This is a genomic window from Rhizobium anhuiense bv. trifolii (assembly GCF_024346605.1).
Lineage (GTDB): Bacteria > Pseudomonadota > Alphaproteobacteria > Rhizobiales > Rhizobiaceae > Rhizobium > Rhizobium anhuiense.
Genome location: NZ_CP098803.1, coordinates 1,153,556 through 1,164,870, shown reverse-complemented (window position 1 = coordinate 1,164,870; position 11,315 = coordinate 1,153,556). Strand labels below are relative to the sequence as shown.

The 11,315-nt window shown below is 62.0% G+C and carries 10 protein-coding genes, 1 tRNA gene and 1 pseudogene; 3 read left to right on the top strand and 9 right to left on the bottom strand.

What is annotated here, in order from left to right:
- Positions 1-191: 191 nt before the first annotated feature.
- Positions 192-608 (bottom strand): MAPEG family protein, encoded by a 417-nt coding sequence (locus NE851_RS14205; RefSeq protein WP_097542894.1) that lies wholly within the window; start codon positions 606-608, stop codon positions 192-194.
- Positions 609-726: 118 nt separating this feature from the next.
- Positions 727-1,482 carry an SDR family oxidoreductase gene (locus NE851_RS14200; RefSeq protein ID WP_254961087.1) on the bottom strand — a complete coding sequence of 252 codons (756 nt, stop codon included), beginning with the start codon at positions 1,480-1,482 and terminating at the stop codon, positions 727-729.
- A 92-nt stretch (positions 1,483-1,574) separates the two neighbouring features.
- Between NE851_RS14200 and NE851_RS14195 the strand changes: the two genes are divergently transcribed.
- Positions 1,575-2,492, top strand: coding sequence for a LysR family transcriptional regulator (locus NE851_RS14195; protein WP_097630492.1), 918 nt, complete (start codon positions 1,575-1,577; stop codon positions 2,490-2,492).
- 8 nt (positions 2,493-2,500) lie between these two features.
- Here the strand turns inward: NE851_RS14195 and NE851_RS14190 are convergent, their stop codons facing one another.
- From NE851_RS14190 to NE851_RS14180, 3 genes are all read right to left on the bottom strand, one after another.
- Positions 2,501-3,055 (bottom strand): hypothetical protein, encoded by a 555-nt coding sequence (locus tag NE851_RS14190; RefSeq protein ID WP_254961084.1) that lies wholly within the window; start codon positions 3,053-3,055, stop codon positions 2,501-2,503.
- 2 nt (positions 3,056-3,057) lie between these two features.
- Positions 3,058-4,542, bottom strand: coding sequence for an IMP dehydrogenase (gene guaB, locus NE851_RS14185; protein WP_047613763.1), 1,485 nt, complete (start codon positions 4,540-4,542; stop codon positions 3,058-3,060).
- A gap of 278 nt (positions 4,543-4,820) precedes the next feature.
- On the bottom strand, positions 4,821-5,813 hold the full coding sequence (locus tag NE851_RS14180; protein ID WP_254961083.1) for an MBL fold metallo-hydrolase: 993 nt from the start codon (positions 5,811-5,813) through the stop codon (positions 4,821-4,823).
- Between the two features lie 251 nt (positions 5,814-6,064).
- Here NE851_RS14180 and NE851_RS14175 point away from each other — a divergent pair, with 251 nt between their 5' ends.
- Positions 6,065-7,489 carry a DHA2 family efflux MFS transporter permease subunit gene (locus tag NE851_RS14175; protein ID WP_254961082.1) on the top strand — a complete coding sequence of 475 codons (1,425 nt, stop codon included), beginning with the start codon at positions 6,065-6,067 and terminating at the stop codon, positions 7,487-7,489.
- A 110-nt stretch (positions 7,490-7,599) separates the two neighbouring features.
- On the opposite strand, the gene NE851_RS14170 is transcribed toward NE851_RS14175, so the two are convergent.
- The 3 genes from NE851_RS14170 to NE851_RS14160 are packed head-to-tail and all read right to left on the bottom strand — an operon-like array spanning position 7,600 to position 10,333.
- On the bottom strand, positions 7,600-7,983 hold the full coding sequence (locus NE851_RS14170) for a VOC family protein (RefSeq protein WP_028759083.1): 384 nt from the start codon (positions 7,981-7,983) through the stop codon (positions 7,600-7,602).
- A gap of 56 nt (positions 7,984-8,039) precedes the next feature.
- On the bottom strand, positions 8,040-8,759 hold the full coding sequence (locus tag NE851_RS14165) for an RlmE family RNA methyltransferase (RefSeq protein ID WP_132574215.1): 720 nt from the start codon (positions 8,757-8,759) through the stop codon (positions 8,040-8,042).
- Between the two features lie 8 nt (positions 8,760-8,767).
- Positions 8,768-10,333 (bottom strand): Ppx/GppA phosphatase family protein, encoded by a 1,566-nt coding sequence (locus NE851_RS14160; protein WP_254961080.1) that lies wholly within the window; start codon positions 10,331-10,333, stop codon positions 8,768-8,770.
- A gap of 244 nt (positions 10,334-10,577) precedes the next feature.
- Between NE851_RS14160 and NE851_RS14155 the strand changes: the two genes are divergently transcribed.
- Positions 10,578-10,651, top strand: a tRNA-Gln gene (locus NE851_RS14155).
- A 194-nt stretch (positions 10,652-10,845) separates the two neighbouring features.
- Here the strand turns inward: NE851_RS14155 and NE851_RS35360 are convergent.
- Positions 10,846-10,983, bottom strand: a pseudogene (locus NE851_RS35360) (transposase); the annotation flags it as partial.
- Positions 10,984-11,315: the final 332 nt, after the last annotated feature.

The following is an 11,315-nucleotide window of genomic DNA, read 5'->3' as shown; positions in this document are numbered from 1 at the left end:
CGCTTCACTTTGGTGAAAACAATATCGTCGGGAATGACTGCATCGTCTGGCAACTATATCGCCGCCAATACCGGCGTCCTGCGTCACCGGCCGCGCGTCTTTTCAGACGCGCAAAGGACACTGTATCACTTTGAATTGCTGCATCATTTGATCCTGAGATCCACGCCGCTGGGGCGAACTCGCAGGCCGCCTCAACTCATCGCCATCCATGCGGCGAGCCACACCCACATGGCGGCGAGTATGATGTAACCTGCGGCGAAGATCGGGCTGCGATAGCGCATATCGTTGCTGGTGACGTGAATGGCGGCATGGGCGTAGCGCAGGGCGACGAAGGCCCAGGCGAGGACGACAGAGATGAGATTGTCGGCCTCGGTGATATAGAGAAGAATTGAGCAGGCGTAGAACAGCACGGGCAGTTCGAACTGATTGGCGAGGCAGTTCTTGACGATGAGGCTTTCGGCCGGCTCGCCCCGGTTTTCGCGATAATCCGATTTGGCGATGCTGCCGGCGCGGACCATTTTCGCGCGCCGCATGCCGAGCAGCGCATAAAGACCGTAGACCAGGGCCACATGGGCGAGGAGTGGCCAGAAGATTTGATAGCCGGTCATATGTGGCCGTTTCCTTTCCGCTTCTGCTTCCGCTTTCAACGCGAGCATTAGTCGAAAGACGATCGGGATACCAGCGTCGGCGGCCCGCCATCCAACATTGGCAGGCCGCCGGATTTCATCACACCTGCGCGGCGCCGCCGTCGGCGAAGAGTTCGATACCGGTGACGAAGCTCGAATCGTCGGAAGCGAGGAAGAGTGCGGCGGCGGCGATCTCTTCGGCGCGGCCGACGCGCCCCATTGGCACCTGGGTTGCGAGATAATCGAGCAAGCCCTGCTGTTGCGCCTCATCTTTGCCGGCGAGTTCGACGAGACCAGTTGTCTTTGTAGGACCGGGGCTCAGCGTATTGATACGAATGCCGCGATCCTTGAGATCAAGGATCCAGTTGCGAGCGAAGCTTCGTAACGCGGCCTTCGAGGCGGCGTAAACGCTGAAGGCCGGAGTGCCGGTCGAGCCTGCCGTCGATCCCGTCAGGATAACCGATGAGCCCGGACCGAGCAGCGGCAGCGCCTTTTGCACGGTGAAAAGAACGCCTTTCACATTTCTGTCGAACGTGTCGTCATACTGCTCTTCGGTAATTTCGCCGAGCGGCAGCATCGAACCACCGCCGGCATTGACGAACAGCACATCTATCCGGCCGGGTTCGGCTTTCACGCGTTCATAGAGCCGATCAAGGTCTGCAAGCTCTGCCGAGTCCGCCTGGATGCCGACAACCTTACCCCCTATTTCCGCAACGGCCGCGTCGAGCACGTCCTTGCGCCGGCCGGTCACGAAAAGCTGGGCGCCTTCGGCGGCGAAACGCTTGGCAGTGGCAAGGCCAATGCCCGATGTCGCGCCGGTAATCACTGCGATCTTTCCACTCAATCTCTGTGTCATTGTCGTCTCCTGTTGTTCGACCGAGACTGAGATATGGACGCGGGAAACGTTTCGAAATAGAAAGAAATGAAAGCTATCGTTACAGGATTGAAATGACGAACTTTCCGGATTTCGAGGGCCTAGCCATGTTCGCCAAGGTGGCCGAAGAGCGTTCTTTCGCTCGCGCCGCTAGGACGCTCGGTGTATCGGTGCCTACCGTTTCGCGGGCCGTGAGCCGGCTGGAGGAGAGACTTGGCGCACGGCTTTTCAACCGCACCTCGCGGCAACTGGCGCTGACCGATTTCGGCTTGCGATTGGTCGACAGTGCCTCGCGGCTCTATGCGGAGGCAGAGGCTGCGGAAAATGCAGCGCGCGAGCTGTCCAGCCGACCGCGAGGGCTTATCCGGCTTGCCGCGCCGATGGCCTTCGGCACACGCTGGCTGGCGCCGATCCTGCCCGATTTTTTCGACCTCTATCCCGATATTTCTATCGACCTGCATATGAGCGACGCCGTCGTCGACCTTGTGGGAGACGGATTCGATGCTGCCCTGAGAATTGCCGTTCTGCCGGATTCCTCATTGGTCGCCCGGAGGCTGGCAGCGGTCGCTCCCTTCATTCTCGCTGCACCTGCGTACCTCGATCGATACGGCACGCCGCGACATCCGCGCGAGCTTAAGGCCGATCATTGTCTAGGATACGCCTATCGCCCGCGCCAGGACGTCTGGCGCTTTCGCAATAAGGCAGGCGAAGAGGAAGTTGTCGTGCCGGCCGGTCCGTTGCGCTCCACCAATTCGCAAGCCTTGATTCCAATGGCGTTGCACGGCCTTGGGGTTGTAGAGCTGCCGGAATTCATGGCGCACGAATATCTCGCCGATGGCAGGTTGAAAGCGATCCTACCCGACTGGACGCTGCCGAGCGGAGCGCTCTATTTCGTCACGCCCTCTGCCCGGGCTCGACCTGCGAAGGTGGAGGTGCTCTCGGATTTCATGGTGGCGCGGCTTTCAAATCCGACGTGGCGGTGGACAGGCTGATGGCACCCTCAATCTTCACGCGGCGCAAGCCAGCGGCCGATGGCAAGCCGGACAATGAGGATGAAGCAGATGGCGAGGCTTGCGAATTTCAGCCGCGTCATCCACGGCAGCAGCTGCGTTGCAAGCGTTGAGGGCGCACCATTACCGAAGGCGATGAGGCTCGAGATGTTCTCGCCATAATCGGCGATGCCGTAGATGAACGGCAGCAGATAAATCGCCCTGCCGACAAGCAGATGCACCGATCGGCCAAACCACGCACCGGCAGGACCGAGCTTGAGGAAGGCGAGGAACAGCAGCGCCGTCAGCAGTGCCGGAAAGATCAGCTCCGGCCCGAAATACATGGCGCGCAGCAACCTGGTCGCCGTCTCGTTCTCATCGAGCAGCTTTTGCATGTGGAAGACCGCCGACTCATCGTAACCGGCGAAATAGGTATCGAGCACCGCCTGCCCGGTTTCGTGCTTGAACGGAACGACGAAACCGAAGGTCGTCCAGGCGAGCACGGCAAGGCAGAGGGCTGCGAGCAGCGCGACGATCCAGAGAGGAATCCCGCTGCCCGCCTTCATGATCAGAGGCCGGCGCCCGGATAATTCGGGCTCTCGCGGGTGATCGTCACGTCATGGGCATGGCTTTCGCGAAGACCGGCACCGGAGATGCGCACGAAGGTGGCCCGCTCCTGGAAATCCTTGAGGTCCTTGCCGCCGACATAACCCATGGCCGCCTTGAGGCCACCGGCGAGCTGGTGGATGACGCCCGAGACCGGCCCCTTGTAAGGCACCTGGCCCTCAATGCCCTCCGGCACGAGCTTCAGCGTGTCGCGCACCTCGGCCTGGAAGTAGCGGTCGGCCGAGCCGCGGGCCATGGCGCCGACGGAGCCCATGCCGCGATAGGCCTTGAAGGAGCGTCCCTGGTAGAGATAGACCTCGCCCGGGCTCTCATCGGTGCCGGCCAGCAGCGAGCCGATCATGACGGCGGAAGCGCCGGCGGCGATCGCCTTGGCCAGATCGCCGGAGAACTTGATGCCGCCATCGGCGATGACGGGCACGTCCTGATCATTCGCGGCCTGCACCGCCGACATGATGGCGGCGAGCTGCGGCACGCCGACGCCGGCGACGATGCGCGTCGTGCAGATCGAACCGGGACCGATACCGACCTTGACCGCATCCGCTCCGGCATCGATCAGCGCCCTGGTGCCGTCATAGGTGGCGACGTTGCCGGCCATGATGCGCACCGAGTTGGAAAGCTTCTTGACCCGGGTGACGGCATCGAGGACGCGTTGCGAATGACCATGGGCGGTGTCGACGACCAGAAGATCGACGCCGGCCTCGATCAGCCGTTCGGCGCGCTCGAAGCCGTCATCGCCGACGCTGATGGCGGCCGCAGCCCGAAGTCTGCCCTGCGCATCCTTGGAAGCGTTCGGGTTCAACTGCGACTTCTCGATATCCTTGACGGTGATGAGGCCAACGCAGCGGCCTTCGGCATCGACCACCAGCAGCTTCTCGATGCGATGCGAATGCAGCAGGCGCTTGGCCTCCTGCTGATCGACGTTTTCCTTCACGGTGACCAGTTTGTCCTTGGTCATCAGTTCATGGATCTTCTGTTCCTGATCGGTAGCGAAGCGGACGTCGCGGTTGGTCAGGATGCCGACGAGGCGGCCGGACTTCTCCACGACAGGGATGCCGGAAATGCTGTAGGATTTCATCAGCCCGAGTGCATCGGCAAGCGTCGCATCGGGGCCGATCGTCACCGGATTGACGACCATGCCGCTTTCAAACTTCTTCACTTGCCGGACCTGCTCTGCCTGCTCGATCGGCGTCAGGTTGCGGTGAATGACGCCGAGGCCGCCGGCCTGGGCCATGGCGATCGCCAGGCGGCTCTCGGTGACCGTATCCATGGCGGATGAGATGATAGGGATGTTGAGTTCGAAATCCCGAGCGATGCGCGTGGAGATATTCGTCTGGCCGGGCATGACCTCGGAATGTCCCGGCTGCAGCAGCACGTCGTCAAAGGTAAGCGCGTCTGCGCCGGTTGCCGTTTCTATGATGCGTGCCATGGCCAAATTCCTTCATTTAAGAAAAATGCAACCCGGCCCGGAAACGAATCGTCCGCCCCGGCGGTGTGCATGAGTTGCTTGGAAGTTGGCGAGGGCTGGTAACACGTCTATGACAGGAAGGAAATAGCAAAAAGCCCGGCGCGTCCGCCGGGCTCGTCATGGGTGCCATGCGTCCAAAGCGCATCGCGATCTTTCAGATTCGCCGCTCGCGCTTCAGATCCTTCTTTTTACGCATTCCCGGGAAAGTCGCTGCGCGTTTTTGCTGGAATTGCTCCAGATCAGATGTCGAACTGGTAGGTCTTCGGCACGAAGCGATAACCGCCATCCTGCCTCTCGACGAAGCCGCCCGCCGGGAACGGCATGTGGTAGCCGAGGAAGGCGATCTTGTCGGTCGCGATCATCTCGAAAACCTTGCGGCGCGTGGCCGCCGCCTGCGCCTTGTCCATGTCGAAGCGCACCTCCCAATCCGGCCGCAGCAGCGACAGGATATAGTGGTTCGCCGTATCGCCGGTCAGCACCAGGCGCTTGCCCTCGGATTCGACGTGGAACACCATATGCCCTGGCGAGTGGCCGGCCGCCAGCATCGCCGTCATGCCGGGCGCGACACTATCGCCGTCCTTGATGAAGGTGGTCTTTTCGGCGAGCGGTGCGACATTGGCGAGCACCGCCTTGTGGCTACCTTCGGCAGGCGTGCCCTCGCGTGCCTTGTCCGACCAGAAATCATATTCCGCCTGGCCGACGACATAGCGGGCATTCTTGAAGGCAGCCGTGCCGTTTTCCATCAGGCCGCCGATATGATCGCCGTGCAGATGGGTCAGCGCCACCAGCGTGACGTCGTCGGCCGAATAGCCTGCCGCTTTCAGGCCTTCGGTCAGTTGGCCGGCGCCGCGAGCGCGGCCGGCAGCGCCGAAGCCGGTATCGACGAGGATGACATCCGAACCGGTATCGATGAGAGCCGGCGTGTAGAAGCTCATGAACCTGTCGGCCGGCAGGAAGTTTGCGGTCAGCAACGCCTGGACCGTTTCGGGGTTCTGATTGGTGCCGAAGGTTTCATAGGGCTTTTCGACGATGCTGGTGCCGTCACGGACGACGGTGAACTTATAGGAACCGAGCTTGAATTGATTGATCTCGGGCAAAAGCGTTCCATCCATATGATTGCTTTCTCCAGTTGCGGCCGCTTCGGCCCTCTCTTTAAAAATTGCCGGCGCCGCGAGCATGCCAAGGCCTGCGGCAAAAAGGGTGCGCCGCTTTATTCCCGATGAAATTGCCATATGTCCATCCTCTTATGACGTGCGATGCGTCGCCGCACGGCCCGCAGTGTCGATCCCGGCCGGATTTATTGCTCCGGCCAAGTAAACATATGTCAATCTTGACTGCCGACGTTGATGCGCAAGTCGTCTCACGCAGACGTGAAGCAAACGTCTCGTGGACCCGGATTTGGGGATTGGCACGGCTGGGAACTGGGACTAAACAGCACTGGCCTTCCCAGCTCCAGTCCGCTGCCCCATCAAGGCTCCCGCCTATGAACCGCATCGTCCCGCTGATCCTCGCCGTCGCCCTCTTCATGGAACAGATGGATTCGACTGTCATTGCGACGGCGCTGCCGGCGATCGCTAGTGATTTGCATGTCGGGCCGATCACGCTGAAGCTAGCGCTGACCTCCTACATGGTAGCGCTTGCGGTGTTCATCCCGGTGAGCGGTTGGATGGCCGACCGGTTCGGCGCCAAGAAGATCTTCCGGCTTGCCATATCAGTCTTCGTCATCGGCTCGATCTTCTGCGCCATCTCCTCCAACCTCGTCGAATTCGTTTTCGCCCGCTTCCTGCAGGGCATGGGCGGCGCGATGATGACCCCGGTCGGTCGCCTGGTGCTGGTGCGCACGACGAAGCGCAGCGATCTGGTCTCGGCCATGGCGCTGCTGACCATCCCGGCGCTCGTCGGCCCGCTCACCGGACCGCCGCTCGGCGGCTTCATCACCACCTATTTCAGCTGGCACTGGATCTTCCTGATCAACGTGCCGGTCGGCATCATCGGCATCTGGCTGGCGACGATCTTCCTGCCGGAAGTGGAGGCGACAGCGCCGCCGAAGCTCGATTTCACCGGTTTCGTGCTCACCTCGCTTTCGGCCGCGGGCGTCGTCTTCGGCCTGTCGGTGGTCAGCCTGCCGGCCCTGCCCCCCGTCATCGGCGTCACCGCCACTCTGATCGGCCTTGCCTGCGGCTTTCTCTATGTGCGCCACGCCAAGCGCCATCCGGCGCCGATCCTCAACCTCAACCTGTTCAAGAACCCGACCTTCCGGGCCTCCACCTTGGGCGGCACGCTGTTTCGCATCTGCGTCGGCGCCATGCCCTTCCTGACGCCGCTGATGCTGCAGCTCGGATTCGGGCTGACGCCGTTCCAATCCGGCCTCATCACCTTTGCGGGGGCCATCGGGGCGATCACCACCAAATTCATGGCCAAGCGCGTCTTCGCCGCCGCCGGCTTCCGCACGACGCTGCTTGCCGCCGCCATGGTGACAACGCTGGTGACTGTCGTCACCGGCCTGTTCACGCCGTCGACACCGCACCTCGTCATCATCGGCGTGCTGCTACTCGGCGGCTTCTCCCGCTCCTTCATGTTCACCGGCGTCAATGCGCTCGCCTTTGCCGACATCAATGATGCCGAAGCCAGCCAGGCGACCTCGATGAGCTCGGTGATGCAGCAGATCAGCCTGGCGCTCGGCGTCGCGGTCGCCGCCGCGATCCTGGAGAGCTCGATCTATCTCAGCGGCGAGGAATTGCAGGTCGCCGACTTCCACCTCGCCTTCTACATCATCGCCGGGCTGACTGTTATTGCGACCATTCCCTTCATCCGGATGGACCGCAATGCCGGCGCGCTCGTTTCCGGCCACCGCTCGAAGGCGATGGCGGCAGCAACTGTTGAAGCCGAGCAGCACGCGGTGAAATAAGGCAGCCTAAAGCGTGTCGCGATCATTCAGATTCGCTTGCCACGCTTTAGATCTTTAGTTTTTCGCATGTCTATAGCGCAAAACCGCTGCACACTTTTGCGCGACATGCTCTATTCGGGACTTTCGCAGACGGCACAGAGCTTGTTGCCGTCGAGATCGCGCACATAGGCGGCATAGAAATGGGCATGGTAGGAGCGCAGGCCCGGCCCGCCCTCATCGACGGCGCCCGCCGCGATCGCCGCCGCATGGAAGGCATCGACATCCGCCCGGCGCTCGGCCGCAAAGGCCACCATGACGCCATTGCCCGACGTCGCCCGACGGCGATTGAAGGGCGTCACCACCCAGAAGCGGCAGCGCGTATCGCCATCGGCGGCATAGCCGATTTCCTCCTCCGAATCGCGCTGGCGGCGATAGCCGAGCACGGGCAGCACGGCATCATAAAAATGCCCTGCGCGATAAAGGTCGTTGGTTCCGAGCGTGACGTAAAGAAGCATGGGGATCAGCGGTTCCAATCTTAGGGCCGCATCATCGGACAGGACCGGCCCCAAGATCAAGCTTGCTCTGCTTCACCTTCCGCCTTGCGCCCCTTGAAGCCCTTGGCGAGCAGGAACATCTCGACCGATTCGGCGCGCGACGAGTTCGGCTTGACATGCACGACCTGGCGGAAGTTCTGCTTCAGCATGGCGAGCAGATCACGCTCGGTGCCGCCCTGGAAGGTCTTGGTCAGGAAGTGCCCGCCTTCCTGAAGCACCTCGACGGCGAAATGGGCCGCCACTTCGCAGAGATGCATGGTGCGCAGATGATCGGTGCGGTGATGGCCGGTGGTGGGTGCGGCCATGTCCGATATGACGAGATCGGGCGTGCCGCCGACCGCCTCCAGCAGCTTTTCCGGTGCAGTGGGATCGAGAAAGTCGAGCTGCAGGATCTTCACGCCGGGCAGCTGGGTCATTTCGAGGAAATCGATCGCGGCCACGCGGATATCCTCATCCGTCGAGCCGGTGACCTTGGCGGCGATCTGCGACCAACTGCCCGGTGCAGCGCCGAGATCGATGATGCGCCTGGCGCCGCGCAGGATATGGTGTTTCTCGTCGATCTCCAGCAGCTTGAAGGCGGCACGGGCGCGATAACCTTCGAGCTGGGCGCGCTGCACATAGGGATCGTTGATATGGCGCTCCAGCCATTGGCGCGAGGAGGCCTTCATCTTCTTGTTCTTGACGCGCTGGCCGAGCTTGCGGCCGGTGCGGTTTCCCGCGATCGGTGCCTTGGTCATGCCTTCCTCTATCTCGCTCTCTGGCCGCGTCGGTTGCGGTGGCGCCGCCACACGCCATCATCGGCCATCATGTCTGTCAGCAGGCCTTCCCTCAAGCCGCGATCGGCAACGCGCATGCGCGGGCTCGGCCAGCGGCGGCGGATCGCCTCGAGGATGGCGCAGCCGGCCAGCACCAGATCGGCCCGATCCGGCCCGATGCAGGGATTGGCGGCGCGGCTTTCGAAATCCCAGGAGAGAAGCTTTGCCTGCATGGCGGAAACCTCGTCATCGGACAGCCAGATGCCATCGACCTTGCGCCGGTCATAACGCGGCAGGTCGAGATGGACGCCGGCAAGCGTCGTCACCGTGCCCGATGTGCCGATCAGATGGAAGTCGCCGGTCTGGGCGACCTCGATCTCCGGGCAATCGAAACTTCCGAGCATGCCTTCGACTTCGCGCACCATGCCCTCGAAAGCCTCCGGCGTGACGTCGTGCCCGCCATGGCGCTCCGACAGTGTCACGACGCCGACCGGCAGCGAGGTCCAGTGGGTGATGTGATTGGCGAGGCGGCTGAAGCGATTGTCGCCGATGCGAATGACGGCAATCTCCGACGAGCCGCCGCCGATATCGAACAGCACGACGGAGCGCGTTTCGCGACCGACCAGCGAGGAGCAGCCGGAGACGGCAAGCCGCGCTTCGGTTTCGCGATCGATGATCTCGAGGGTCAGGCCGGTTTCGGCAACGACCCGGCTGAGGAATTCCTCACCGTTGACCGCCTGGCGGCAGGCTTCGGTGGCGATCAGCCGCATGCGGCGGATCTCCCGGTTCCTGAGCTTGGAGGCGCAGATCCGCAGCGCCTCGATCGCCCGCTCCATCGCCTCATCGGAGAGACGGCCGCTTGCCGCAAGGCCTTCGCCGAGGCGCACGATGCGGGAAAAGGCATCGACGACGCGGAACTGACCCGGGCGGGTCGGCTGGGCAATGAGGAGACGGCAATTGTTGGTGCCGAGATCGAGAGCGGCATAGAGTTCCTCCGGCCAGGCATGGTCGCCGGCCTGGCGATCCCCCTGAAAACCGGGATTGATAGGGCCATCCTGGCGGCCCTTGCGGTTGGCGGCCGCGCCGTTCTGCGTTTCGCGCGGAACCGATATGCGCGCCGTCTCTTCCACGCGGCTTTCCTGTTGCGGAGCACTGGAAGGCTTTGCCGATGTCAGCGGCCGGCCCTGCAGACCGCGCTTGCCGCGATGCTTGCGGCGATTGCGCCGGCTCGGCGCCGAATCACCGTCGGACCGGGCGGCATGCTCTGCCGCTGCGGCCTGTTCCATCACAGGAGGTTGAGGTGAACCGTTCTGCGCAACACCATGGCCGCCACGACGGCGGCGCTTGCGCTTGCGGGCCGGATTGCCGGCTGCATCTTCCATCGGGCGCGCAGGCTGTCCGGCACCGCCGGAATGCTCATGCGAAGCGGGATGAGCAGCGTTGCGGGATTGCCCGCCACGTTTGCCCTTGCGGCGCCTGGACTTCTTGCCGTCCTTGCGCCCTGCCGCCGACGCCCCGTCTAATTGCGGCTTGGCGCCGCCTTCGGGGTCTTCCACGTTCTTTTTCCATCGCGCCGCGCAAGTCCCTGAGGTATGCAGCAGGCGCTCATTCGATTTTTGCGTTGCCGCAAGAATATCAGCGCCCGCCGAAATCGCCAAATTCTTTTTTGGACAGGGGATTTGCAGCGGTTTCACCGCTCTCCAACCGCACCGATTTTTTTCAAAACAGGTATTTGCAATCCCCCGGCTTTTGTTTATAAGCGCCGCACACCAGCCGAACCGCCTGCCGGTTCGCTTATGCTGGGGAATAGTTCAATGGTAGAACAGCGGACTCTGACTCCGTCGATCTTGGTTCGAATCCAGGTTCCCCAGCCAAAATTTTCTTACGCTATTTTAATTACTTAGGGCGCACTGTTTTTAGACGGCAGCATATCCCGAGTTTCTGAGATAGTTTGCGCATTCGTCTGGCGAGAATGCTTTGAGCATGTGACCCGCGGTGCGCCAATTTGTTTCGACACTTCCTGGCTCGGCCTTTCTGATGAGATGTTGAGCTTGGCAAAATCTGCTCAATGGATTGAGTCGGGACTGTAAGGCGACAGGAAGATGAGATGCGCGCCGGCAGCCCTGATTGCCCGGCGGATAGCCTGTCCCTTGTGGCTGCCGAGATTGTCGAGGATGACGACGTCGCCTTTGGCAAGGGTTGGCACAGCGCCGCGTTGTTCGGCGTCTCCTTGATGCAGACGGCGCTGCCAGAAGGGTGCGTAGAGGGGCTGATCGACGGTAGGTTGATGAACTTGGTGGTCGGTTGGTAGTTCAATGGACTCCCATCACGAGGGCCGTAGAGCCGCCAGTTGGACCGTTGGTGCCTGCCCAGATGATGCGGATGCGGCTGTAGCTTTTTTCAGCGTTCGCCCGTGTGGCGATCTGAGTTGATGCCCCCGCCGATACCTTGGTTTGACACCTTGCGCCCGATGGAGGCGGCCAAGATAGCAGGCCTGGTGGGAAGATATCGACCTCAAGAAGGGTGTCTTTTACGTGC

What these genes read in the sequence shown, in the direction of transcription:
- NE851_RS14205 (WP_097542894.1), bottom strand. Translation starts at nt 608, where the DNA reads ATGACCGGCTATCAAATCTTCTGGCCACTCCTCGCCCATGTGGCCCTG.
- NE851_RS14200 (WP_254961087.1), bottom strand. Translation starts at nt 1,482, where the DNA reads ATGACACAGAGATTGAGTGGAAAGATCGCAGTGATTACCGGCGCGACA.
- NE851_RS14195 (WP_097630492.1), top strand. Translation starts at nt 1,575, where the DNA reads ATGACGAACTTTCCGGATTTCGAGGGCCTAGCCATGTTCGCCAAGGTG.
- NE851_RS14190 (WP_254961084.1), bottom strand. Translation starts at nt 3,055, where the DNA reads ATGAAGGCGGGCAGCGGGATTCCTCTCTGGATCGTCGCGCTGCTCGCA.
- guaB (WP_047613763.1), bottom strand. Translation starts at nt 4,542, where the DNA reads ATGGCACGCATCATAGAAACGGCAACCGGCGCAGACGCGCTTACCTTT.
- NE851_RS14180 (WP_254961083.1), bottom strand. Translation starts at nt 5,813, where the DNA reads ATGGCAATTTCATCGGGAATAAAGCGGCGCACCCTTTTTGCCGCAGGC.
- NE851_RS14175 (WP_254961082.1), top strand. Translation starts at nt 6,065, where the DNA reads ATGAACCGCATCGTCCCGCTGATCCTCGCCGTCGCCCTCTTCATGGAA.
- NE851_RS14170 (WP_028759083.1), bottom strand. Translation starts at nt 7,983, where the DNA reads ATGCTTCTTTACGTCACGCTCGGAACCAACGACCTTTATCGCGCAGGG.
- NE851_RS14165 (WP_132574215.1), bottom strand. Translation starts at nt 8,759, where the DNA reads ATGACCAAGGCACCGATCGCGGGAAACCGCACCGGCCGCAAGCTCGGC.